Raw genomic sequence first — 22,675 nt, 5'->3', positions numbered from 1 at the left:
CTTCCAGTGGCATGATGTTCCGAAATCGGACACTTGCGAGGTGCTGTGGGCATCGAGATCGAAGACAAGTTCGACGTCGCCGACGATTACGCCATCCCGGACCTGAGCAAGATCGGTGACGTGGACGGGCCGAAGAGCTATCAGCTCGTCGCGCTCTATTACGACACTCCCGACCTGCGGCTGGCGGCTCGCGGGATCACGTTGCGGCGCAGGCGAGGCGGCTCCGATCCCGGCTGGCATCTGAAACTCCCCAAGGCCAAGGGAGCGCGCCAGGAGATCACCCACCCGCTGACGCGCAGCACCAAGGTCGTCCCGGCGCCGCTGGAGAACCTCGTGCGCGCCTTCACCCGGGGCGAGGAGCTCGTGCCCGTCGCCGAGCTGGACACCCGCAGGAACGTCACGGTCGTCTCCGTTGACGGCACCCCGCTGGTGGAGATCGCCGACGACCGGGTCAAGGGCACCGTGTTCGGCGACGAGCAGCGTGTGGAGCGCTGGCGCGAGGTCGAGGCGGAACTGCTCGAAGGCGACCAGGCCGTGCTCGCCAAGGTGGGCAAACGTCTCATGAAGGCGGGCGCCACGCCGGCCGAGTCGTCCAGCAAGCTCGCGCGGCTGCTCGACCGGCCGCCCCGTCCGGGCGGGCCCGCCAAGGCGGGCTCCGCGGGCGAGGTCGTCATGGACTACCTGGACAGCCAGGTCAGCGCGCTGCTGTCGCAGGATCCGAGGGTACGGCGGGCCGAGGACGACGCCGTTCACCAGGCCCGCGTGGCGGCACGGCGCATGCGCAGCGCGCTGAAGGCGTTCAAGAGCATCGTCACCGATACCGAGCACCTCCAGGACGAGCTGCGCTGGCTGGGAACGGTCCTCGGCGAGGCCCGCGACCTGGAGGTGACCAGGGCCAGGTTCGCCGGCCTCCTGGGGTCGCTGGCCCCCGAGCTGGTCCACGGCCCCATCCAGGTACGCCTGGGCGAGGACCTGCTCAAGCGCGAGCAGGACTCCTACAACCGGATCAGGGAGGCGCTGAGCGGCGACCGCTACTACACGCTGCTCGACGGCCTCGACGCGCTCGTGGCCGAGCCCGAGCTGGCCAAGCCCGCGGGCAAGCCGGCCGAGGCGACGCTCCAGGGGGTCGCGGCCAAGAACTGGAAGCGGGTCACCGACGCCTACGACCACGCGCAGGCCATCGAGGACGAGGAACGCCGCGAGATCGCCATGCACGACGTGCGCAAGGCGGCCAAGCGCGCCCGCTACACGGCCGAGGCGCTCGGGATGAAGAAGCTGGCCAAGCACGCGGAAGCCGTACAGGAGATTCTCGGGCTCTATCAGGACGGCGTGGTCGCGCAGGAGACGCTCGCCAAGGAAGCCGAGAGCGCGCGCCAGGCGGGCGAGGACACCTTCACCTACGGTCTGCTGATCGGCATGGAGAAGAGCACCGCCGAGCGGGCACACGCCGAGTTCCCGGCAGTCTGGGAGAAGACGGTGGAGGCTGTTAGAAAGATCCTATGAGTGAGCTCCCCGTCATCCCATTCGAGCGCACCACACCTCTGGACGTTCCGGCCGCTTACCGCGAGCTACGACTACAGCAGGGCATAGCCAAGGTCCGTACCCGGACCGGCGACGAGGTCTGGCTGGTCAGCGGCTACGAGGACGCCCGCAAACTGTTCGCCGAGCCGCTTCTCGGCCGCTCGCATCCCGAGCCGGAGAAGGCCCCGCGCATCTCCGGCTCGGCGCTGCTGGGCGGCCCGACTGGCGACCACGCCACCGAGAAGGCCGACCACGAGCGGATGCGGCGGTTGTTCCAGCCGTCGTTCTCCGCCCGCCGGATGAAGGCGCTGGCCGATCATGTCGGAACGCTGGTCGACGAGCGCCTGGACCACCTGGCCGGCCTGACCCCGCCCGCCGACCTGCACGCCGAGCTGTCCTTCCCGCTGCCGGTGCTGGTGATCTGCCAGTTGCTCGGCGTGCCGTTCGAGGACAGGGACTACTTCGGCGAGGTCTCCATCCGCATGGGCGACATCGACGACGCGGTCAAGGGCGAGGCGGCCCGCGCCGAGATGGGCGCGTACATGGCCGGGCTGATCGAGCGCAAGCGCCGCGAGCCGGGCGAGGACGTGCTGACCGACCTCGCCGGTGTCATCGACGACGACGGTACGGTCGCCCGGCTCGCCGGCGGCCTGCTGTTCGCCGGCCACGAGACGACCGTCGGCCGCATCGACTACGGCGTGCTGCTCCTGCTGGAGCGGCCCGACCAGCTCGCCGAGCTGGAGGCGGACCCGTCGCTGGCGGCCGCGGCGGTCGAGGAGATCCTGCGCATGGCCGTGCCCAGCCTGCACGGCATCCCCCGCTGGGCCCGCGAGGACGTCGAGTACGGCGGGCTGACCATCCGCAAGGGCGAAGCGGTGCTGATCTCCACCGACGCCGCCAACCGCGACGAACGGGTCTTCTCCGACCCCGACGTCTTCGACCTGCACCGCGAACCCGGCGACCCGCACCTCGGCTTCGGGTACGGCCCGCGCTTCTGCCTCGGCGCCACCCTGGCCAGGGTCGAGCTGGAGGCGGTCTTCAGCCGCCTCTTCCAGCGCTTCGAGGGCCTGCGGCTCGCCGTCCCGCTGCGGGAGCTGGAGGTGAACACCGGCCGGCTGACCCAGGGCTTCGCGAAGCTGCCCGTCACGTGGAATAGCGTTCGACGCTGACCGTCCTGGTGCCGGCCCGGTGCAGGACGGCGAAGGCGCCCTTGCGCAGGTGGACGTCGACGCCGCTGAGCGCGGAGATCAGGTGCGGCAGCACCTTCCCGTGGCTGCAGGCGGCGGAGGGCACGGTGATGCCGTTCACCAGCGCAGGCGTCTTGTCGGCGTCCTGGTGCCGCTCGCTGAGCAGCGGATCGGTCGTGACGGCGGTGGAGAACGCCTCCATGGTCTGCACGCAGCGCAGGCTCGGCGAGCTGAGCAGCACCTCGGGGCGGTAGGCGGGCAGCACCTGGGCGAGCGTGACCGCCTGGACGTAGCCCTCGGCCTCCAGCGGGCGCAGGTCGTCGTCGCCCTTCCAGCTCTGCCGGGAACCGGCGGCGCCATGCCGTACCAGGACAAGGGGGACGGTGCGCAGCGGCACGGCGGTCAGCGCGTGCAGGAGGCCGCCGTCCCAGGAGTAGGTGAGGCGGGTGCGGGCCTCGGCGATCGGCATCCACTCCAGGGCGTCGACCTCGTCATTCGGTACGAACGGCACGTCGTCGGCCACCTGGGCGGCCCAGTAGTCGACACGTTTCAGCCGGCCCTTGAACAGGTAGTGGATCGGCGGCAGGGCGCGGCCCAGGTGCGCGGTGATGCCCGTCTCCTCGCGCACCTCGCGGACCGCGGCGGCGATCACGTGCTCGCCGGTCTTCAGCTTGCCCTTGGGGAAGGTCCAGTCGTTGTAACGTTCGCGGTGGATCAGCGCCACTTCGGGGTTCTCCGCGTCGCCTCGCCACACGACGGCGCCGGCGGCCCGGAAGATCTCAGTCATCAACGGTTCTCCAGCGGCGGGTGCCGATGAGGTGGGTCTGCAGGTCTTCGCCCTGGTGCCGGACCCAGGTGCCGTCGGCCTTCAGCAGCCACGCGTTGGTGGTGTCGGCCATGGCCAGGTCCATCAGCTCGATGAGGTACGCCTTGTGCTGCTGCCCGGTCACCTTGACCAGGGCCTCGACCCGGCGGTCCAGGTTGCGGCGCATGAGGTCGGCGCTGCCCACCCACACCTCGGGACGGCGGCCGAGCCCGAACTCGTAGACCCGCGAGTGCTCCAGGAACCGGCCGAGGATGGAGCGTACGCGGATGTTCTCCGACAGGTCGGGGATACCCGGACGCAGGATGCAGATGCCGCGTACCCACAGGTCCACCGGCACGCCCGCGCGCGAGGCCCGGTAGAGGGCGTCGATCAGGGGCTCGTCGACCAGCGAGTTCGTCTTGATCCGGATTCTGGCGGGGCGCCCGGCCTGCTGGTGGGCGATCTCCCGCTCGATCCTGGCCAGCAGGCCGCCGCGCAGCGAGTGGGGGGCGACCAGCAGGCGGCGGTAGGCGGAGTGGTTGGAGTAGCCGGTCAGGTGGATGAACAGGTCGGTGACGTCCTCGCCGACCAGCGGGTCCGAGGTCAGCAGGCCGAAGTCCTCGTAGTGCCGGGCCGTCTTGGGGTTGTAGTTGCCGGTTCCGATGTGGCAGTAGCGGCGCAGCTCTCCGGACGGCTCCTGCCGTACGACGAGGGCGAGTTTGCAGTGGGTCTTCAGGCCCACGACGCCGTAGACCACGTGGCAGCCCGCGCGCTCCAGCTTGCGGGCCCAGGAGATGTTGGCGTGCTCATCGAAGCGGGCCTTGATCTCCACGACCACGACGACCTGCTTGCCGGCCTCGGCGGCGTCGATGAGCGCGTCCACGATCGGGGAGTCGCCGCTGGTGCGGTAGAGGGTCTGCTTGATCGCCAGTACGCGCGGGTCGGCCGCCGCCTCCTCGATGAAGCGCTGCACGCTGGTGGCGAAGGAGTCGTAGGGGTGGTGCAGGAGCACGTCACGCTCGCGCAGCACGGAGAAGACATCGTCCTCGGCGTGTACGGCTTCCGCCGGCACGAACGGCCGGTAGCTGAGCTCGCCCCGATCCAGGTCGGCGATGGCGTGCAGGCCGGTCAGGTCGAGCGGCCCGGCGACCCGGTAGATCTCGTGCGGCGCGACGCCCAGTTCCTCGACGAGCAGGTCGAGCACCTCGGCGGTGATCGTGTCCTCGACCTCCAGCCGGACCGGCGGGCCGAAACGGCGCTTGAGCAGCTCCTTCTCCAGCGCCTGCATGAGGTTCTCGGTGACGTCCTCGTCGACGTCGAGGTCCTCGTTGCGGGTGACGCGGAAGACGTGGTGCTGGACGATCTCCATGCCCTTGAACAGCTGGCCGAGATGGGCGGCGATCACATCCTCGAGCGGGACGAAACGATCCTTCGACGCGGTGACGAAACGCGGCAACTGGGACGGGACCTTGACCCGGGCGAAGACCGTGTGACCGTTGGTCGGATTCCGCACCACGACGGCAAGGTTGAGGCTCAGGCCGGAAATATAGGGAAAAGGGTGAGCGGGGTCCACCGCCAGCGGCGTGAGCACGGGGCGGATGCGCTCGCGGAACAGCTTGCGCAGCTCGGTGCGTTCCTCGCGGCCCAGGTCGTCCCAGCGGACGATCTCGATGCCCTCGCCGGCGAGCTGCGGGCTGATCCGCTCGTGGAAGCCCGCCGCGTGCCGTTTGGCCAGGTCGCCGGCGATCGTGGCGATCCGGGCCAGTTCTTCGCGGGGTTTCAGCCCGCTCTTGGTCCGCAGCAGCAGGCCGGTGGCCATGCGCCGCTTGAGACCCGCCACGCGTACCCGGAAGAACTCATCCAGGTTGCTCGCGAAGATCGCGAGGAAGCGGACCCGTTCCAGAAGGGGCAGTGAGTCGTCTTCGGCCAGTTCCAGCACCCGTTGGTTGAACTGAAGCCAGCTCTCCTCACGGTTGAGGAACCGCTCCTGGGGCAAGGGCAAGTCGTTTCCTGGGTGCAACGGTTCCGCGGACATATGAGCAATATGCCCTGTTTGATTGAACAGAACGTTAACGACGTCTCAACGGCTTACTCCGACTGGTCGCCCTGGCCCAGTTTGGCCGCCCGCTCGGCCAGCCGCGCCTCGCGCTGACGCAGCTTGTCCTCCCGTTCACGTGCCTTCTCCGCTTCCTTGAGCAGCCGTTCACGCTCCTTGAGCTCGCGCAGCCTGGCCTTCTCCGCCTCCTTCAGCTCGCGCTGACGGAGCTTCTCGGCCTCCCTGGCCTCGCGCTCACGCTGCTTCTCCAGCTCGCGCAGCTCCTTCTCGCTGGCCCGCGGCGGCGCGGTGACCGCGAGCTCGGCGCCCTCGCGGGTGGCGGCGGTGATGCGCGGCTGGGGGTTGAGCCCGGTCAGGCCGTTCCAGGCCAGGTTGACCAGGTGCGCGGCGACCTCCTCGCGCCCCGGCTTGCGCACGTCGAGCCACCACTGGCCGGTGAGTGCCACCATGCCGACCAGCATCTGCGCGTACATGGGCGCGAGTTTCGGGTCATAGCCCCGGCCGGCGAACTCGTCGGCGAGCACGTCCTCCACCTGGCTGGCGATCTCGCTGATCAGGCTGGCGAACGTGCCCGTGCCCGAGGCGGCGTGGGAGTCGCGCACCAGGATGCGGAACCCCTCGCTGCTCTCCTCGATGTACTGCAGCAGGGCCAGCGCCGCCCGCTCCAGCTTGATCAGCGAGTGGGACGCCGCCAAAGCTGAGGTGATCATGCCCAGGAGCTTCTGCATCTCCCGGTCCACGACGACCGCGTAGACGCCCTCCTTGCCGCCGAAGTGCTCGTACACGACCGGCTTGGAGACCTGGGCGGTGGCCGCGATCTCCTCGATAGAGGTCCCGTCGAAGCCCTTCTCGGCGAAGAGCGTGCGGCTGATGCGGATCAGCTGCTCTCGGCGTTCTCTTCCTGACATGCGTCTGCGAGATCGGGGTTCGGTGGTCACATTCTCCATAATTGCAGTGCCCGCCGACACAGCGGTCGCCTCAGGCAATGCGCTTCGCCGCCAGGCGCTCGGGGGTCGGCCAGCGTACGTCGTGGACCCAGCCCAGCTTCTCGAAGATCCGGATCAGGCCGGCGCTGAGGTCGATCTGCCCCTTGAGGGCGCCGTGACGGGCGCAGGTCGGGTCCGAATGGTGCAGGTTGTGCCACGACTCACCGAAGGACGGGATCGCCAGCCACCAGACGTTGCGCGACTTGTCGCGTACCTGGAACTCCTCCTCGCCGAACACGTGGCAGATGGAGTTGATCGACCACGTGACGTGGTGCAGCAGGCCGATGCGGACCAGCGAGCCCCAGAACAGCGCGGTCAGCGCGCCCTGCCAGGACCAGGTGAGCAGGCCGCCGATGATGCCCGGCAGGAAGATCGAGGTGACGGCCAGGGCCCCGAACCACTTGTGCAGCTTGACGACGTCGTCGTCCTTGACCAGGTCGGGGGCGAACTTCTCCCGGTTGGTCCGCTCGGCGTCGAACATCCAGCCCATGTGGGCGTAGAGCAGGCCCTTCGTCAGCGACTTGAAGCCGGGGCCGAAGCGCCACGGCGAGTGCGGGTCGCCTTCCTTGTCGGAGAACTTGTGGTGCTTGCGGTGGGTGGCCACCCAGTCGAGCACGGACATCTCGAGCGACAGGCTGCCCGCGATGCCGAGCGCGATCTTCAGCGGGCGCTTGGCCTTGAACGAGCCGTGGGTGAAGTACCGGTGCAGGCCGACGGTGACGCCGAGGCCGGAGACGATGTAGAAGACGAAGGCGATCGCCACGTCCGTCCAGCCGAGCCCCCACCCCCACGCGAACGGCACCGCGGCCGCGATGGCGACCAGCGGCAGGCCCACCACCAGGCCGAAGGTCAGAAGCTCGACCTTGGTCCTGGGCTCCGGATCGGCGTCCGGCTTGGGACCGGGAGCGGAACGCTCGGCAACAACGGTCATGGGCTACCTCTCACGACATGTATGGGGAGAATGTCCTGCCTACGCAAACGTAACCTACGCTGTCGTAAGTAAGGAAGCCCTAAGAGTGTCTCTTTACCTCTGAGGCCTGGCCCGTATGTATCTGATCGGATACTATTTTGCCGTGCTGATGAAACGAGACTGGGATCAGATCCGTGCTCGGGCCATCCAGTTGCGGGCCGAGGGCAAGTCCAGGATGCAGATCAAGGACATCCTGGGGCTGACCAGCAACTACCAGCTGACCAAGGTCCTTCGGGGCACCGTCCCGAAGGAGTCGGCGCTGCGCGGCAACGCCAAGGACGATCTGCACGAGAGGGCACGTGAGCTGCGCGCTCAAGGGCGGACGTATCCGGAGATCGCCGCTGAGCTTGGGGTGTCGAAGTCCTCTGTCTCGCTGTGGGTACGCGACCTGCCGCGGGAGGGGCGGTTGAGCTATGCGGAGTCCCGCAGGCGCAACGACGAGGGCCGACGGCGCTACTGGGCGGAGGAGGGTGCCCGGCGCAGGGCCGAGCGCGAGGATGTCCGTCAGAGGGCGCAAGACGAGATCGGCGTACTGTCTGATCGCGAGATCCTGATCGCAGGGGCGATCGCCTACTGGTGTGAGGGGGCGAAGAACAAGCCGCATCGCGCGGACAACCACGTGACCTTCATCAACAGCGATCCGGGGCTGGTGCTGCTCTTCATCCGCTTTCTGCAGGTCGCGGGGGTGCCTCTGGAGAGACTCTACTTCCGGGTGCACATTCACGAGACCGCCGATATCGAGGCCGCCGAACGCTACTGGCTGGAGGTGACGGGGGCCGACAGGAGTCAGTTCCGGAAGACCACGCTGAAGCGTCACAACCCGGCGACGGTCCGCAGGAACAACGGCGAGGACTATCGAGGATGCCTTCGCGTTGACGTCCGTCGAGGTCTGGAGACCTACAAGAAGATCGAAGGATGGGCTCTGGGGGTAATGGTGTCGGCAAGACCCACTCTCGATCGGTAAGCTGTACACCGGCTGAACCGATCCCGGGTCGTCTAACCAGGCAGGACGAGAATTTTTGGTGTTCTTTGTAGGGGTTCGAATCCTCTCCCGGGAGCCATAACAGCAGTTCGAAAGCATGTCAGCAGGGGGCTGAGTCCGCTGTTGCGGTCAGGCAGGTATCCTCAGCGTGTCGGGAGGGTAGCGGTGCGGTAGCCGTACCAACAACCCTGATCCGTCCAGCCACAGGGAGCCTCAGTCCGTGAGTGTGCCGCGCCCGGCAGCCGTCATCGTCCTCGCCGCAGGCGAGGGCACCCGGATGAAGAGCCAGACCCCGAAAGTCCTCCACGAGGTGTGCGGCCGTGCTTTGGTCGACCACATGCTCGCGGCCGCCCGCGACCTGAAACCCGAGCGGCTGATCGTCGTCATCGGCCATGCGCGCGAGCGCGTCGGCGCCCATCTCGCCGAGACCAGCCCTGACGCGCGCGCCGTCGTGCAGCGCGAGCAGCGCGGGACCGGCCACGCCGTCCGCACGGTGCTGGAGGAGACGGGGACGATCAATGGCACGGTCCTGGTCACGTACGGCGACGTGCCGCTGCTGCGCGCCGAGACGCTCGCCGCGCTGCTCGCCAAGCACGCCGACGACGGCAACGCCGTCACCGTGCTGACCGCGCGGGTGCCCGACCCGACCGGGTACGGGCGGATCGTCCGCGACGAGTCCGGCGCCGTGCTGCAGATCGTCGAGCACAAGGACGCCACCGACGACCAGCGCGCCATCGACGAGATGAACTCCGGCATCTACGCCTTCGACGGCCTCCTGCTGGCCGACGCGGTCAAGCGGGTGTCGACGGACAACGCGCAGGGCGAGGAGTACCTCACCGACGTGCTGTCGATCCTGCGCGAGGACGGTCACCGCGTCGGCGCGCACGTGGCCGCCGACTACGCCGAGGTCGAGGGCGTCAACGACCGCGTGCAGCTGGCGTTCGTGCGCAAGGTGCTCAACCAGCGCGTGCTCGAGTCCCACATGCGCGGCGGCGTCACCGTCGTCGACCCGGCCTCCACCTGGGTCGACGTCCAGGTACGGCTGGCGCCCGACGCCGTGATCCACCCCGGCACCCAGCTCCACGGCGAGACCGTGGTGGGGGAGGGCGCCGAGATCGGCCCGGCCACCACGCTCACCGACACCACCGTCGGCCCCGGCGCCGTCGTGCGCAACGCGGTCTGCGACAACGCCGAGATCGGCCCCGACGCCAGCGTCGGCCCGTACGCCTACCTGCGCCCCGGTACCGTCCTCGGCCGCAAGTCCAAGGCCGGGACGTTCGTGGAGATGAAGAACACCCAGGTCGGCGAGCGTTCCAAGGTGCCGCACCTGTCGTACGCGGGCGACGCCACGATAGGCGACGACGTGAACATCGGCGCCGCGGTGATCTTCGTCAACTACGACGGCGTGAACAAACATCGCACCACCGTGCGCGACGGCGCGTTCGTGGGGTGCGACAGCATGCTCGTCGCCCCGGTGACGGTCGGAGACGGCGCCTACACGGCTGCCGGGTCCGTCATCGACGGCGACGTGCCACCCGGAGCGATCGGGGTGGCGAGAGCGCGGCAGCGCAACATCGAGAAATGGGTCTTGCGCAGGCGCGCGGGCACGAAATCGGCCGCGGCCGCCGAAAGGGCGCTGGCCGAGCAAGAGCAGCGGGAGAGTGGCACGTGACCAGCATCAAGCAGCCAGGTGAGAAAGAGCTGATGCTCTTCTCCGGCCGGGCCTACCCCGAGCTGGCGGAGGAAGTGGCCAACAACGTCGGCGTGTCGCTCACCCCGACCAAGCTCCACGACTTCGCCAACGGCGAGATCTACGCCCGCTACCTGGAGTCGGTACGCGGCTGCGACGCCTTCGTCATCCAGAGCCACACCGCGCCCATCAACAAGTGGATCATGGAACAGCTCATCATGGTCGACGCGCTGAAGCGGGCCTCCGCCAAGCGCATCACCGTGGTCATGCCGTTCTTCGGCTACGCCCGTCAGGACAAGAAGGGCCGCGGCCGCGAGCCGATCACCGCCCGCCTGATGGCCGACATGTTCAAGACCGCGGGCGCCGACCGGCTGATGTCGATCGACCTGCACACCTCGCAGATCCAGGGCTTCTTCGACGGCCCGGTGGACCACCTGTTCGCCATGCCCGTCCTTGAGCGCTACCTCAAGGACAAGCTCGACCTGGAGAACACCACGATCGTCTCGCCCGACACCGGCCGCGTGCGGCTGTCGGAGCGCTGGGCGGACACGCTCGGCACCCCGATGGCCTTCATCCACAAGCGCCGCGACCTCGACGTGGCCAACCAGGTGAAGGTCAACGAGGTGGTCGGCAAGGTGCGCGGCCGTACCTGTGTGCTGATCGACGACATGATCGACACGGCCGGCACCATCTGCAAGGCCGCCGACGCCCTCTACGAGCAGGGGGCCACCGACGTGATCGTGGCGGCCACCCACGCCGTCTTCTCCGACCCGGCCGTCGACCGGCTGAAGAATTCGCGCATCTCCGAGGTCATCGTGACCAACACGCTGCCGCTGCGCGAGCACCAGCTCTTCGACAAGCTGACCGTGCTGTCCATCGCCCCGCTGATCGCCCGCGCGATCACCGAGGTCTTCAGCGACGGCAGCGTCACGAGCCTGTTCGAGGGCGACTCCTAGGCACGGCAGGTGAGGTCGGCTGCGGGCAGGACGCCGTCGCGGAAGTAGGTGTTGACCGCCTCCTCCACGCAGGCGTTCCGCAGCCGGCCCAGGATTCCGTGCATGCGCACGTCCTGCAGCGTGACCAGCCGTGAGCCCGACATGGCCCGCCGCAGCGCCACTCCTTCCTGGTAGACGGTCCTGGTGTCCTGCGTGGCCTGCACGATCAGCGCGGGCACGTCGTTGCGCACCACGGTCCGCGGCTCCAGCGGCGCCCGCCAGAACGCGCATGCCGTGATGTTGTTCGCGTAGGCCCCGAACACCGGCTGCGTGGCCCGGCTGCGCTGGATGCCGCGCCAGTACCGCTCCGGATTCCGCGGCACGGCTGTGTCGCCGCAGATCACCGCCCCCTGGCTGGAGAGGTCCTGCGGCTCGCCGTTCAGGTGCAGGCGCAGTTCTTGGTCGAAGTCGGCGGCCGGCTGGACGGGCTTGCCCTCGGCCGCGTCGGCGATCTGCCGGACCCGCGCCGCCAGGTGGGCGTTGTAGCGGGCGTCCTGCAGCAGCGTGAACAGCGTCATTGGCAGGAACCGCTCGTCCAGCAGGTGCGTGCCGATCCGGATGGGTGACCTGGCCGCCTGCCCGACCAGGCTCTCGACCCGGGCCCGTACCTGCGCGCCGGTCGTGCCGAGGCCGTAGTCGGCGTCGCGGGCCGCGGTCCAGGCGGCCCAGTCGTCGAGCGCGGCCTCGTTGACCGGCCCCTGCTTCCTGATCGACGCGGCCATGTAGGAGGCGGGATCGACCGCGCTGTCCAGCACGATCCGGTCGGTACGCCGCGGGAACATCTGCGTGTAGACCGCGCCGAGGTAGGTGCCGTAGGAGAAGCCCAGGTAGGAGGTCTTGGGTTCGCCGAGGGCGCCGCGGATGACGTCCATGTCGCGCGCGGAGTTGCGGGTGGTGATGTGGGCGATCCGGTCGCCCTCCTTCTGCTCGCACCGCCGCGCGAGATCTTCCTGGGTCCGTACGGCGTCGCGGAAGTCCCGCCTGGTGAGCCCGGCCGACCAGAGCATGTGCCCGACGGGCCAGTCGCAGTCGATCGCCGCGCTGCGCCCGACGCCCCGCGGGTCCATGCCGATCAGGTCGTAGCGTGAGGCGACTTCGGGGGTCAGGCCGCCGCGTACGTACAGCATGAAGTGCAGCCCCGCCCCGCCCGGCCCGCCGGGGTTGGAGAGCATGATCCCGCGCCGCCGCGCGGTGTAGCTCGCCTTGATCCTGGAGATCGCGATCTTGAGGGTACGGCCCCGCGGCGCGGAGTAGTCCAAGGGCACCTCGACCTGGGCGCACTGGGCGCCCGCCTGGTCCAGGGCGGTGTCTTCGCAGGCGGTCCACGTGACCTCCTGCCCGTAGAAGCGGCCGAGGGTGTCGTCGGCGTGGGAGACGCCGGTCAGCGTCCCGGTTCCCACCGCGAGCGCAGTGAGCACAGTGAGTACAGCAGCTACCCGTTTCATTCATCGTCCTCAGATAAGGGGATTTCCGGGCACGCCGATGCCGGCCTCGCGCACCCCGAAGGAACACAAGCAACCGTAGTTGACTAATTTCGTCTTAGTCAACCTCAGTTGCTAATGCCGCGCACGATCGCGTCGGTGAGCGCCCTCGCCTCCCTCGCGGGCGAGAACAACGTGGGGCAGGCCAGCCAGGTGGCCGCGGTGCCGTTGGCCGCGGCGATGATCGCGAGCGCCGCGGTGTCCGGGCTGACGCCGGGCCGCAGTTCGGAGGTGCTCAGCAGTCCGGACAGTTGCCGCCGCCAGCCCTCCATGACGACCTGCTTGTCGTGCAGGCCCTTCTCCAGCTCGGGCACGCCCTCGGCGCTGCGCATGGACAGCGCGTAGACCTGGCGGAACGTCGTGTCCTCCTCCAGCGCGGTGAAGAACGCCACGAGGAAGCCGCCGACCCGCTCGACGGGCGGTTCCGGGCCGTCGAGCCTGCTCCAGACGGGCGTCGCCGCCTCGGCCCACAGCTCGTTGATCGCCGCCAGGCAGAGCGTGGCCTTGTCGGTGAAGTGGTGGTAGAGGGCGCCGCGGGTGAGTCCCGCCCGTGCGGCGATGCTGTTCAGGGTCGCCGTCGCGAAGCCGCGTTCCGCGAACTCCGCCAGGGCCGCGACCAGCAGGGATCGGCGGGTTTCCGCGGCCTCCTCGGCGGTTCTGCGCATGACGCCCAGATTCTCATACGTGTCGGCATGTATGCTCGCTCTAATGATACGTGCTGACATGTATGTAAAGGAGATGCGATGCTGCAGTTCCGCGACGTCAAGGTGTTCGACGGGGAGAGGCTCCTCCCGTCCACGCACGTCACGATCGACGAGGGCCTGATCGCCGCGATCGGGCCGGCCGAGGCGCCGGGGGCGGCGGTCGTCGAGGGCCGCGGCGCGACGCTGCTGCCCGGCCTGATCGACGCGCACGCCCACGTCTTCCCCGGCGACCTGGAGCAGGCCGCGGCGTTCGGGGTCACGACCGTGCTCGACATGATGGCCGACCCCGTCGAGATCGCGAAGCTCCGCGGCGCCCGCGACGGGGCGGACCTGCGCAGCGCGGGCACCGCGGCCACGGTCCCCGGCGGCTACGGCTGGTACCTCGTCGAGATGGGACTCCTGCCGCCCTTCCCGACGCTCACCGGCCCCGATCAGGCGGCCGCCTTCGTCGCGGACAGGATCGCCGAGGGTTCCGACTACCTCAAGATCATGCTCGACGACGGCTCGACCGCGGGCATGCCGACCCCGGCGCTCACCGGCGAGACCCTGCGCGCGCTTGTCGCCGCCGCGCACGACCACGGCGTCCTGGCCGTCGTCCACGCGCTGAACGCCGGCTCCGCCCGGCTGGCCGCCGAAGCCGGGGCCGACGTGCTCGGGCACCTGTTCGTGGACGCGCCGGACCCCGAACTCGCCCACGAACTGGCCGACCGGGGGACCGTGGTCGTCCCTACGCTGGCCGTACTGGGAGAGCTGTTCGGCGAGCCGCGCGGCGGGCAGCTCGCCGCGGACCCCCGCGTCGCGCCCCACCTGGGCGAAGGGGCGCGGCGGATGCTCACCATGGGGCCCGTGCCGCTCGGCGAGGGCGCGCGGCACGACGTCACCGTGGCCACGCGCACCCTGGCGGAACTCCTCGACGCCGGCGTCACCGTGCTGGCGGGCTCGGACGCCTCCAACGTCGGAACCGCCCACGGAGCCACACTCCACGACGAACTACGCCGGCTCGTGGCCGCCGGGATGACCCCGGGCCAGGCCCTGACCGCCGCCACCGCGGCGCCCGCCCGCCATTTCGGCCTCGCCGACCGGGGCAGGATCGCGCCGGGACTCCGCGCCGACCTGCTCCTGGTCGACGGCGACCCGACGGCCGACATCGACCGCACCCTCGACATCCTCGGCGTCTGGCGCGGCGGCAGGCGGCTGATGCGGGGCACGGATGCGGGTAGGCTGTGAAGGTCGCGCTCGTAACGCCTCCCGCTAGGGCGGGTCAGGGGGAGCGCAGAGAAACTCCGCCAACGTGCATCCCTAGGAGATGTCGTGTCTGAAGTACGTATCGCCGCTGAGGCTCGCACCGAGTTCGGCAAGGGCGCCGCCCGCAAGATCCGCCGCGCCGACAAGGTGCCCGCCGTCCTCTACGGTCACGGCATCGACCCCAAGCATCTCACGCTGCCCGGTCACGAGGTCCTGCTCGCCCTGCGCACCGCCAACGTCCTGATCCACCTCAAGGGCGAGGGCGTCGACGAGCTGGCGCTGCCCAAGGGCGTCCAGCGCGACCCGATCAAGGGCTTCGTGGAGCACCTCGACCTGCTCCTGGTCAAGCGCGGCGAGAAGGTCACCGTCGAGATCCCCGTCACCACCGTCGGTGACGTCGACTCCGAGGGCATCCTCGACCAGCAGCTCATGAGCATCGGCGTCGAGGCCGAGGCCACCCACATCCCCACCGGCATCGAGGTCGACGTCGAGGGCTTCGCGGTCGGCCGCGTCGTCACCGCCGCCGACCTGGCCGTGCCGCAGGGCTCCTCGCTGGCCGCCGACCCGGAGACCGTCGTCCTCCAGGTCATCGCCAAGCCGACCGAGGCCGCCGACGAGGACGAGGCCGCCGAGGGCGAGACCGCCGTCGCCACCGAGGCCGCCGAGGGCGAGAGCGCCGAGTAACACCCACGTTCACCGCACGGGGCGGCCGGGATCATCCGGCTGCCCCGTCGTGGTGTTCTCGTAGAGTTACGGCAGGCCGCCACCTGAACAAGGAGTCGCATTGGACCGCTGGCTGATCGTCGGGCTGGGCAATCCCGGCGACGAATACGCGGGAAACCGGCACAACGCCGGATTCATGGTGCTCGACGAGCTGGCCGCCCGCGCGGGAGGCAAGTTCAAGGCCCACAAGAGCCGCTCCGCCGTCCTGGAGACGCGGCCGGCGATCCTGGCCAAGCCCCTCACCTACATGAACCTCTCCGGCGGCCCCGCCAAACTCCTCGCCGACTTCTACAAGGTCGTCCCCGAGCGGATGATCGTCGTGCACGACGAGCTGGACGTCCCCTACGGGGCGCTGCGCGCCAAGCTGGGCGGCGGCGACAACGGCCACAACGGGCTGAAGTCCATCACCAAGGTCTTCGGCACCCGCGACTACCTGCGCGTCCGCTTCGGCATCGGCCGTCCGCCCGGCCGCATGGACCCGGCCGCGTACGTGCTCAAGGACTTCGCCACCGCCGAGCGCAAGGACCTCGCCTTCCTCGTCGACCGCGCCGCGGACGTGGTGGAGTCGCTCATGGAACGCGGCCTCGAAGTCACCCAGAACGAGTTCCACCGGTCAGACCTCAATATTTCCGGCCCTCCACGCTGATCACCACGTAAGGCCGTTCGCGATCCGGCCGACGTTGCCCGCCGCTACTATCTGGTGACCATTCGTTGACGGTCGGTCACGGGGAGGCGCGGCGTGAGCAAGGGCGAGGTGCTGATGGCCGTCGTCCGTGCGCATCCTGAGCTCGTCTGGCAGTCCGCTCCCGGCGTGCCCGGCTGGGTCCGCGCCTACCGGGTGCGGGCGCTGGTGGCCGATCTGGGCGGCGCGGGCGCGGGCGCGGCGCTGGCCTTCTTCGCCCGCTTCGGCGAGCTGACCCCCTACGCCGCGCCGTACCTGCTGCTGAGCGTGGCCCTGCCGCTGGCCTGGGTCTGCGCGAACGCGCTCAACCGCGCCTACGAGCCGCGCATGTTCGGCGTCGGGCCCGAGGAGTTCCAGCGCGTCGTGCGCTGCGGCCTCGCGCTGACCGCCGCCACCGCCATCGTCGCCTACCTCACCAAGACCGACGTCGCGCGCGGCTACGTCGTGCTCGCGCTGCCCCTCACCACCCTGCTCACCCTCATCTTCCGGTACTGCTTGCGCCGCGCCCTGCACCGGCGCAGGGCGCGCGGCGAGTGCATGCGCCGCGTGGTCGCCGTCGGGCACCGCGCCTCGATCGCCGAGCTCGTCGAGCGGTTCCGGCGCGAGCGCTACCACGGCATGGAGGTGGTGGCCGCCTGCCTGCCCGAGGACGCGCCGGGCGACGACGTGGCGGGGGTGCCGGTGGCGGGCGGGTTCAGTGACGCGCCGCTGGTGGTGGAGCAGTCGGGGGCCGACTCCGTCGCCGTGCTCGCCTGCCCCGAGATGGACGGCGTGGCCCTGCGGCGGCTGGCCTGGCGGCTGGAGCGCACCCACACCGAACTGGTCGTCGCGCCCGCCCTCATGGAGGTCGCCGGGCCGCGCACCACCATCCGCCCGGCGGCCGGGCTGGCATTGCTGCACGTGGAGCATCCGGAGCTGGCAGGGGCGAGGCAACTGGTGAAGAACGTCTTCGACCGGCTCGTGGCCGCCTCGCTGCTGGTGGCGCTGTCGCCGTTGCTCGCAGGGCTGGCGGTGGCCGTACGGGCGAGTAGTTCCGGACCCGCGCTGTTCCGGCAGACGCGCGTCGGCCGCGACGGCGCGCTGTTCACGATCGTGAAGTTCCGCACCATGCGGCAGGGCGCGGAGCACCAGAAGCTCACCCTCGTCAGCGACGCCGACGGGGTGCTGTTCAAGGTGCGCAACGACCCGCGCGTGACCTCGCTGGGCGCGCTGATGCGGCGGCACTCGCTCGACGAGCTGCCCCAGCTGATCAACGTGGTGTGCGGGCACATGTCGCTCGTCGGCCCCCGCCCGCCGCTGCCCGAGGAGGTCGAGCGCTACGGCGACGACGTCCGGCGGCGGCTGCTGGTGCGCCCGGGGCTGACGGGGCTGTGGCAGGTGAGCGGCAGATCTGATCTGTCGTGGGAGGAATCCGTCCGCCTCGACCTGCGTTACGTTGAGAACTGGTCCCTCATGCTGGACCTCCAGATCCTGTGGAAGACTTGGTCGGCCGTCGCCCGCGGGCAAGGAGCTTATTGATGACGATTCGCGACGACCACGCCCTCGCCTCCGATCTCGCCGACGAGGCGGGACGGCGGCTGCTGGAGATCCGCGAGCGCGAAGGGTTCGGCGAGGCGCCGGCGCTGCGCAAAGCCGGTGACCGGGGCGCCCACCTCTATCTGATGGAGGCGCTGGCCCGGCTGCGGCCGAGCGACAGCGTGCTGTCGGAGGAGGCCACCCGCGAGGAGCGGGAGGACCCGCGCAGGCAGCGCGCCGAGCGGGTGTGGATCGTCGACCCGCTCGACGGCACCCGCGAGTTCGCCGAGGAGGGCCGCGCCGACTGGGCCGTCCACGTGGCGCTGTGGGAGCGCGGGGCGCTGGCCGCGGGCGCGGTGGCGCTGCCCGCGCAGGGGCGTACGCTCACCACCGGTGAGCCGCCGAAGCTGCCCGCCTATGACAAGGGCAGGTTCAGGATCGCCGTCAGCCGTACCAGGCCGCCGGAGTTCGTGCAAAGACTTGCCTATCTCGTCGGGGCCGACCTGGTGCCCATCGGCTCGGCCGGAGCGAAGATCTCCGCGGTGCTCACCGGAGACGTCGAGGCCTACGTTCACGCAGGCGGACAGTATGAATGGGACTCCGCCGCGCCGGTCGCCGTAGCCCAGGCGGCGGGCGCCCACGCCAGCCGGATCGACGGCTCGAAGCTGACCTACAACCAGGCGGACCCCTCACTACCAGATATCCTTGTTTCCCTACCTGAGCTGGCGCCAACGTTGCTCGCCGGAATTCGGGACCTGCACCGCTGACACCACGCCGGAGGAAGCCCCATGCTCCAGCGCGACTACACCACGTCGCAGCTAGACGTTCTCGAGGCCGAGGCCATTCACATCATGCGTGAAGTGGCCGCCGAGTTCGAGCGTCCCTGTTTGCTCTTCTCCGGCGGCAAAGACTCGATCGTCATGCTCCGCATCGCCGAGAAGGCCTTCTGGCCCGCGCCACTGCCCTTCCCGCTGATGCACGTCGACACCGGGCACAACTTCGACGAGGTCATCGAGTACCGCGACCGCAGGGCCGCCGAACTCGGCGCCCGCCTGGTCGTCGCCAGCGTGCAGGCGTCGATCGACGCCGGCCGGGTCACCGAGGAGACCGGGCGGCGCGCCTCGCGCAACCGCCTGCAGACCACGACGCTGCTCGACGCGATCGAGGAGCACGAGTTCGACGCGGTCTTCGGCGGCGCCCGCCGCGATGAGGAGAAGGCCAGGGCCAAGGAGCGCGTCTTCTCCTTCCGCGACGACTTCGGCCAGTGGGACCCCAAGAACCAGCGCCCCGAGCTGTGGAACCTCTACAACTCCCGCATTCGCAAGGGCGAGCACATCCGGGTCTTCCCGCTGTCCAACTGGACCGAGCTCGACATCTGGGACTACATCCGCCGCGAGGGCATCGAGATCCCCTCGATCTACTACGCCCACACCCGCAAGGTGTTCGAGCGTGACGGCATGCTGCTGCCCGACGCGCCGGTCGTGTCGCGCGGCGACGACGAGCCGCTGTTCGAGGCCGTCGTGCGCTACCGCACCGTCGGCGACATGACCTGCACCGGCGCCGTCCAGTCGGCCGCCGCCACGGTCGAGGAGATCATCGAGGAGATCGCGGCCACCCGCATCACCGAGCGCGGCGCCACCAGGGCCGACGACCGCGCCTCAGAAGCCGCAATGGAAGACCGCAAGCGCGAGGGCTACTTCTAAGATGGACATTCTTCGTTTCGCCACCGCCGGCTCCGTCGACGACGGAAAGTCCACCCTCATCGGGCGCCTGCTCTTCGACTCCAAGGCGATCTTCGAGGACCAGCTGGAGGCGGTCGAGCGCACCTCGCGCGACCGCGGCACCGAGTACACCGACCTGTCGCTGCTCACCGACGGCCTGCGGGCCGAGCGCGAGCAGGGCATCACCATCGACGTCGCCTACCGCTACTTCGCGACCCCGCGGCGCAAGTTCATCATCGCCGACACCCCGGGCCACATCCAGTACACCCGGAACATGGTCACCGGCGCCTCCACCGCAGACCTGGCCATCATCCTCATCGACGCCCGCAAGGGCGTGCTGGAGCAGTCGCGCCGCCACGCGTTCCTGACCACGCTGCTGCGGGTGCCGCACCTGGTGCTCGCGGTCAACAAGATGGACCTGGTCGACTACTCGGAGGAGCGCTTCGAGGAGATCCGCGAGGAGTTCACCTCCTTCGCCTCCAAGCTCAACGTGACCGACCTGACCTTCATCCCGATCTCCGCGCTCCACGGCGACAACGTCGTGTCCCGCTCGGAGACCATGCCCTGGTACCACGGCAGCTCGCTGCTCCACCACCTGGAGAACGTGCACATCGCCTCCGACCGGAACCTGGTCGACGTGCGCTTCCCGGTCCAGTACGTCATCCGGCCGCACAAGACCGAGTTCCACGACTATCGCGGCTACGCGGGCCAGGTGGCCGGCGGCGTCCTGAAGCCGGGCGACGAGGTGCTCCACCTGCCCTCCGGCCTGACCAGCAGGATCGCCTCCATCGACACCTACGACGGGCCCGTCGAGGAGGCGTTCCCGCCCATGTCGGTGACGCTGCGCCTGGAAGACGAGATCGACATCTCGCGCGGCGACATGATCTGCCGGCCCAACAACCAGCCGAGCGCCGCGCAGGAACTGGAGGCGATGGTCTGCTGGATGACCGACACCACCAAGCTCGCGCCCCGCTCCAAGCTGGTCATCAAGCACACCACCCGCACCGCGCGGGCGATGGTGCGCGAGCTGCACTACCGGCTCGACGTCAACACGCTCCATCGCGACGAGACCGCGACCGGGCTCGGCCTGAACGAGATCGGGCGGGTGTCGCTGCGGGTGACGCAGCCGCTGTTCGTGGACGACTACGCGCGCAACCGGGCGACCGGCGGCTTCATCCTGGTCGACGAGACCACCAACACCACGGTGGGCGCCGGCATGGTCATCTCCGCCGGCGTCTGAGCAGGCCGTACGCGGTGCGGAGGGCGGCGATGCCGGCCGCCCCCACCGCGCCGACCAGAGGCTCGCGTTCCTCCAGGGCGCTCGGCCCCACGTCCGGCAGGGCGGGGCCGGGCTCCCCGGCCCGTGCCGCCTCCAGCTGCGCCGCGAACGCCAGCCCCAGGAACAGCGCGATCGAGCTCAGGAACGCCCACAGCAGCAGCGCCATCACCGTGGTCAGCGGGCCGTAGGTGCTGCCGAAGGTGCCGCTCCTGTCCGTGTAGAGGGCCAGGGCGAGCGTGAACGAGGTCCACAACACCAGCGTCACCAGCGCCCCGAACGCCAGCCACGTGTGGCCGGGCTGCCGCCGCCTGGGCGCCGCCCGGAACAGTACCGACGTGGACACCAGCGCCAGCAGGAACCCCACCGGCCAGCGCACCACGTCGAACGCCAGATGCCGCCCGGAGGTCCAGCCCCACACCTGTGCCAGCGCGCCACCGATGGCGGCGCCGCCGACCATGGCCACGAAGCCGGTCACCATGAGGGCGCCGGCGGTCAGGGCCAGGATGACGGCTCTGCCGTACTTGCGGGGGAAGGGTCTGTCGCGCTCCATGCCGTAGATGCGGTTGGCGCCGCGCTCGACCTGGGCCATCGTGGACGTCAGCGAGACCAGCGAGGTGGCCAGGCCCAGCCACAGGGCCAGCGCGTCGCGCCGCGAGCCGCCGCCGAGGACGTCGATGACCGAGGCGCCCCCTTCGCCCGGCGCCAGGCGGCTGAGGGAGAGCTGGAGGACCTGGCCGAGTTGTTCCTGGTGGGTGACGGAGCTGAGGCCGACCAGGGCGATGGCGCCCGGGATGATCGACAGGCACATCTGGAACGCCAGGGCTCTGGAGTGGCTCATGCCGTCGCCGTACCGGAACCGGACGAACGAGTCATGGGCCAGGCGGCGCATGCCGTACTCGCGCAGGGTGGTCCACGCATGATCGGCGGAAAGCTCCATCGTGCGTGTTTGGGGTACTAATGTCGCGGATCCCACGCCGCACAGCTAACCACCGTGGGGGAGTCCTCGGCGACTTCGAACGCCAGGTAGATCATTTGGGCTTTCGGTGACTGCGTGATTACTCCGCGCTACTGTCTCCCACGTTCCGTATTCACGAGGTTAGGTCCTGTCCGTGACTGACCGTTCGCCCGCCCCCGGGGTGATCTTCCTGGGCGGCCTTGGCCGCAGTGGCACCACGCTGCTGGAGCGGTTGCTCGGCGAGTCGCCGGGCGTGACCGCGCTGGGCGAGGTGGCCCATCTGTGGGCCAGAGGCGTGCTCGCGGGGGAGCCGTGCGGGTGCGGTGCGGGGTTCGCGGTGTGTGACTTCTGGCGGCGGGTGGGGGAGCGGGCGTTCGGCGGATGGTCGCCGGTGCTGGCCGAGCGGGTGCTGGGGCTGCGCGACCGCGTCGACCGGACCCGGCGCATTCCGCGCATGAGGCATCGCGACCTCGACGAGTACGTGCGTGCCTATCGCCGCGTCTACACGGCCGCGGCCTCGGTGGCCGGGTCTCGTCTGGTGATCGACTCCAGCAAGCACGCCTCGCTGGCGTGGTGCCTGGCCGCCGGGGGCGTGGACGTGCACGTCGTCCATGTGGTGCGCGACCCTCGGGCGGTGGCCCACTCCTGGCGGCGCAGCGTCGAACGTCCCGAGGACGGGCGGCCCATGACCCGCTGGGGCCCGATCCGCACCTCCCTTCACTGGACCGCCCAGAACCTCGCGCTCGACCTGCTGTCGCGGCGCGGTGTGCCGGTCACCCGGGTCCGATACGAAGATCTGCTCGCCGACCCGCGCGCGACCCTCACCGGCCTCGCCGCCCGCCTCGGTCTCGACCCTGCCTTCCCGCACCTGGACGGCTCGCTCGCGACCCTGGGCCCGGCCCACACGGCGTCGGGCAACCCCATGCGGTTCACCATCGGCCCGGTCAGGCTGATCCGGGACGACTCGTGGAACACCGGCTGGCCCCGCCACCTGGTCGCCGCCCTGACCAAACCCCTCATGCGCCGGTACGGCTACCGCCCCGGCGATCTGAACGGCGGCGTCCCGATGCGGGGCGGGGAGGAGGCTGCCTAATGCTTCTGTCAAGCTGCGGTGCGGATCTGGTGGCCGGGGTCGTAGGGCTTGCGGGTGCGCAAGATGGCGTGCAGGACGTTGATGC

The 22,675-nt window shown here is 69.7% G+C and carries 20 protein-coding genes and 1 tRNA gene; 14 read left to right on the top strand and 7 right to left on the bottom strand.

The features are described from left to right. The first annotated feature begins 45 nt into the window (after window positions 1-45). Together ACFWYW_RS50365 and ACFWYW_RS50360 are read left to right on the top strand one after the other, a co-directional pair. Window positions 46-1,503 (top strand): CHAD domain-containing protein, encoded by a 1,458-nt coding sequence (locus tag ACFWYW_RS50365; RefSeq protein ID WP_379622340.1) that lies wholly within the window; start codon window positions 46-48, stop codon window positions 1,501-1,503. Next, window positions 1,500-2,690, top strand: coding sequence for a cytochrome P450 (locus ACFWYW_RS50360; protein WP_379622342.1), 1,191 nt, complete (start codon window positions 1,500-1,502; stop codon window positions 2,688-2,690). Before ACFWYW_RS50365 ends, ACFWYW_RS50360 begins: the two co-directional genes overlap by 4 nt. Here the strand turns inward: ACFWYW_RS50360 and ACFWYW_RS50355 are convergent. The 4 genes from ACFWYW_RS50355 to ACFWYW_RS50340 all read right to left on the bottom strand — a co-directional run bounded on the left by ACFWYW_RS50355 (window position 2,665) and on the right by ACFWYW_RS50340 (window position 7,486). Then, the gene (locus ACFWYW_RS50355; RefSeq protein ID WP_379622344.1) at window positions 2,665-3,495 is read right to left on the bottom strand and encodes an NUDIX domain-containing protein; all 831 of its coding nucleotides are present in this window, start codon (window positions 3,493-3,495) and stop codon (window positions 2,665-2,667) included. The genes ACFWYW_RS50360 and ACFWYW_RS50355 overlap by 26 nt on opposite strands. Then, on the bottom strand, window positions 3,488-5,548 hold the full coding sequence (locus tag ACFWYW_RS50350) for an RNA degradosome polyphosphate kinase (RefSeq protein WP_379622346.1): 2,061 nt from the start codon (window positions 5,546-5,548) through the stop codon (window positions 3,488-3,490). Before ACFWYW_RS50350 ends, ACFWYW_RS50355 begins: the two co-directional genes overlap by 8 nt. Window positions 5,549-5,601: 53 nt before the next feature. Further along, window positions 5,602-6,477: a TetR family transcriptional regulator gene (locus ACFWYW_RS50345; protein ID WP_379622348.1), complete on the bottom strand. Its 876-nt coding sequence runs from the start codon at window positions 6,475-6,477 to the stop codon at window positions 5,602-5,604. A 70-nt stretch (window positions 6,478-6,547) separates the two neighbouring features. Continuing rightward, window positions 6,548-7,486: an acyl-CoA desaturase gene (locus tag ACFWYW_RS50340; protein ID WP_379622350.1), complete on the bottom strand. Its 939-nt coding sequence runs from the start codon at window positions 7,484-7,486 to the stop codon at window positions 6,548-6,550. Between the two features lie 148 nt (window positions 7,487-7,634). Here ACFWYW_RS50340 and ACFWYW_RS50335 point away from each other — a divergent pair, with 148 nt between their 5' ends. The 4 genes from ACFWYW_RS50335 to ACFWYW_RS50320 all read left to right on the top strand — a co-directional run bounded on the left by ACFWYW_RS50335 (window position 7,635) and on the right by ACFWYW_RS50320 (window position 11,153). Continuing rightward, window positions 7,635-8,489, top strand: coding sequence for a helix-turn-helix domain-containing protein (locus tag ACFWYW_RS50335; protein WP_379622382.1), 855 nt, complete (start codon window positions 7,635-7,637; stop codon window positions 8,487-8,489). A 21-nt stretch (window positions 8,490-8,510) separates the two neighbouring features. Then, window positions 8,511-8,586, top strand: a tRNA-Gln gene (locus tag ACFWYW_RS50330). Between the two features lie 141 nt (window positions 8,587-8,727). Next, window positions 8,728-10,179 (top strand): bifunctional UDP-N-acetylglucosamine diphosphorylase/glucosamine-1-phosphate N-acetyltransferase GlmU, encoded by a 1,452-nt coding sequence (gene glmU, locus ACFWYW_RS50325; RefSeq protein WP_379622352.1) that lies wholly within the window; start codon window positions 8,728-8,730, stop codon window positions 10,177-10,179. Beyond that, a complete protein-coding gene (locus ACFWYW_RS50320; RefSeq protein WP_184967496.1) occupies window positions 10,176-11,153 on the top strand; it encodes a ribose-phosphate diphosphokinase in 978 nt (325 codons plus the stop codon). Before glmU ends, ACFWYW_RS50320 begins: the two co-directional genes overlap by 4 nt. On the opposite strand, the gene ACFWYW_RS50315 is transcribed toward ACFWYW_RS50320, so the two are convergent. Next, window positions 11,150-12,610, bottom strand: a complete 1,461-nt coding sequence (locus ACFWYW_RS50315; RefSeq protein WP_379622354.1) for an alpha/beta fold hydrolase — start codon at window positions 12,608-12,610, stop codon at window positions 11,150-11,152. The two genes, ACFWYW_RS50320 and ACFWYW_RS50315, sit on opposite strands and share 4 nt — an antisense overlap. Before the next feature lie 131 nt (window positions 12,611-12,741). Next, window positions 12,742-13,338 carry a TetR/AcrR family transcriptional regulator gene (locus tag ACFWYW_RS50310; RefSeq protein WP_379622356.1) on the bottom strand — a complete coding sequence of 199 codons (597 nt, stop codon included), beginning with the start codon at window positions 13,336-13,338 and terminating at the stop codon, window positions 12,742-12,744. Window positions 13,339-13,416: 78 nt separating this feature from the next. Between ACFWYW_RS50310 and ACFWYW_RS50305 the strand changes: the two genes are divergently transcribed. The 7 genes from ACFWYW_RS50305 (at window position 13,417) to cysN (ending at window position 20,503) form a co-directional block, all read left to right on the top strand. Beyond that, window positions 13,417-14,604: an amidohydrolase family protein gene (locus ACFWYW_RS50305; protein ID WP_379622358.1), complete on the top strand. Its 1,188-nt coding sequence runs from the start codon at window positions 13,417-13,419 to the stop codon at window positions 14,602-14,604. Window positions 14,605-14,688: 84 nt separating this feature from the next. After that, the gene (locus ACFWYW_RS50300) at window positions 14,689-15,306 is read left to right on the top strand and encodes a 50S ribosomal protein L25/general stress protein Ctc (RefSeq protein WP_379622360.1); all 618 of its coding nucleotides are present in this window, start codon (window positions 14,689-14,691) and stop codon (window positions 15,304-15,306) included. Between the two features lie 100 nt (window positions 15,307-15,406). Then, the gene (pth, locus tag ACFWYW_RS50295; RefSeq protein ID WP_379622362.1) at window positions 15,407-15,991 is read left to right on the top strand and encodes an aminoacyl-tRNA hydrolase; all 585 of its coding nucleotides are present in this window, start codon (window positions 15,407-15,409) and stop codon (window positions 15,989-15,991) included. 114 nt (window positions 15,992-16,105) lie between these two features. After that, the gene (locus tag ACFWYW_RS50290) at window positions 16,106-17,545 is read left to right on the top strand and encodes a sugar transferase (RefSeq protein ID WP_379622384.1); all 1,440 of its coding nucleotides are present in this window, start codon (window positions 16,106-16,108) and stop codon (window positions 17,543-17,545) included. Continuing rightward, window positions 17,545-18,309: an inositol monophosphatase family protein gene (locus ACFWYW_RS50285; protein WP_379622364.1), complete on the top strand. Its 765-nt coding sequence runs from the start codon at window positions 17,545-17,547 to the stop codon at window positions 18,307-18,309. The genes ACFWYW_RS50290 and ACFWYW_RS50285 overlap by 1 nt, the downstream gene beginning before the upstream one ends. A gap of 21 nt (window positions 18,310-18,330) precedes the next feature. Beyond that, window positions 18,331-19,245: a sulfate adenylyltransferase subunit CysD gene (gene cysD / locus ACFWYW_RS50280; protein ID WP_379622366.1), complete on the top strand. Its 915-nt coding sequence runs from the start codon at window positions 18,331-18,333 to the stop codon at window positions 19,243-19,245. A 1-nt stretch (window position 19,246) separates the two neighbouring features. Further along, entirely contained in the window at window positions 19,247-20,503 is a 1,257-nt protein-coding gene (gene cysN, locus ACFWYW_RS50275; protein ID WP_379622368.1) for a sulfate adenylyltransferase subunit CysN, read from the top strand. On the opposite strand, the gene ACFWYW_RS50270 is transcribed toward cysN, so the two are convergent. Continuing rightward, the gene (locus ACFWYW_RS50270; protein ID WP_379622370.1) at window positions 20,484-21,479 is read right to left on the bottom strand and encodes a YihY/virulence factor BrkB family protein; all 996 of its coding nucleotides are present in this window, start codon (window positions 21,477-21,479) and stop codon (window positions 20,484-20,486) included. The genes cysN and ACFWYW_RS50270 overlap by 20 nt on opposite strands. Before the next feature lie 172 nt (window positions 21,480-21,651). Between ACFWYW_RS50270 and ACFWYW_RS50265 the strand changes: the two genes are divergently transcribed. After that, window positions 21,652-22,590 (top strand): sulfotransferase, encoded by a 939-nt coding sequence (locus tag ACFWYW_RS50265; protein ID WP_379622372.1) that lies wholly within the window; start codon window positions 21,652-21,654, stop codon window positions 22,588-22,590. Window positions 22,591-22,675 lie beyond the last annotated feature (85 nt).

Origin of the sequence: Nonomuraea sp. NPDC059023 (genome assembly GCF_042740095.1) — a bacterium.
GTDB lineage: Bacteria > Actinomycetota > Actinomycetes > Streptosporangiales > Streptosporangiaceae > Nonomuraea.
Note: the sequence above shows the minus strand (reverse complement) of the source record. Positions and strands in the feature narration are given on the sequence as shown.

Excerpts from the sequence above, each read along its gene's own strand:
- ACFWYW_RS50350 (WP_379622346.1), bottom strand. The coding sequence starts at position 5,548 with ATGTCCGCGGAACCGTTGCACCCAGGAAACGACTTGCCCTTGCCCCAG.
- ACFWYW_RS50310 (WP_379622356.1), bottom strand. The coding sequence starts at position 13,338 with ATGCGCAGAACCGCCGAGGAGGCCGCGGAAACCCGCCGATCCCTGCTG.
- ACFWYW_RS50290 (WP_379622384.1), top strand. The coding sequence starts at position 16,106 with ATGGCCGTCGTCCGTGCGCATCCTGAGCTCGTCTGGCAGTCCGCTCCC.
- ACFWYW_RS50355 (WP_379622344.1), bottom strand. The coding sequence starts at position 3,495 with ATGACTGAGATCTTCCGGGCCGCCGGCGCCGTCGTGTGGCGAGGCGAC.
- cysN (WP_379622368.1), top strand. The coding sequence starts at position 19,247 with ATGGACATTCTTCGTTTCGCCACCGCCGGCTCCGTCGACGACGGAAAG.
- ACFWYW_RS50360 (WP_379622342.1), top strand. The coding sequence starts at position 1,500 with ATGAGTGAGCTCCCCGTCATCCCATTCGAGCGCACCACACCTCTGGAC.
- ACFWYW_RS50270 (WP_379622370.1), bottom strand. The coding sequence starts at position 21,479 with ATGGAGCTTTCCGCCGATCATGCGTGGACCACCCTGCGCGAGTACGGC.
- ACFWYW_RS50345 (WP_379622348.1), bottom strand. The coding sequence starts at position 6,477 with ATGTCAGGAAGAGAACGCCGAGAGCAGCTGATCCGCATCAGCCGCACG.
- cysD (WP_379622366.1), top strand. The coding sequence starts at position 18,331 with ATGCTCCAGCGCGACTACACCACGTCGCAGCTAGACGTTCTCGAGGCC.
- ACFWYW_RS50340 (WP_379622350.1), bottom strand. The coding sequence starts at position 7,486 with ATGACCGTTGTTGCCGAGCGTTCCGCTCCCGGTCCCAAGCCGGACGCC.
- ACFWYW_RS50305 (WP_379622358.1), top strand. The coding sequence starts at position 13,417 with ATGCTGCAGTTCCGCGACGTCAAGGTGTTCGACGGGGAGAGGCTCCTC.
- ACFWYW_RS50335 (WP_379622382.1), top strand. The coding sequence starts at position 7,635 with ATGAAACGAGACTGGGATCAGATCCGTGCTCGGGCCATCCAGTTGCGG.
- ACFWYW_RS50285 (WP_379622364.1), top strand. The coding sequence starts at position 17,545 with ATGACGATTCGCGACGACCACGCCCTCGCCTCCGATCTCGCCGACGAG.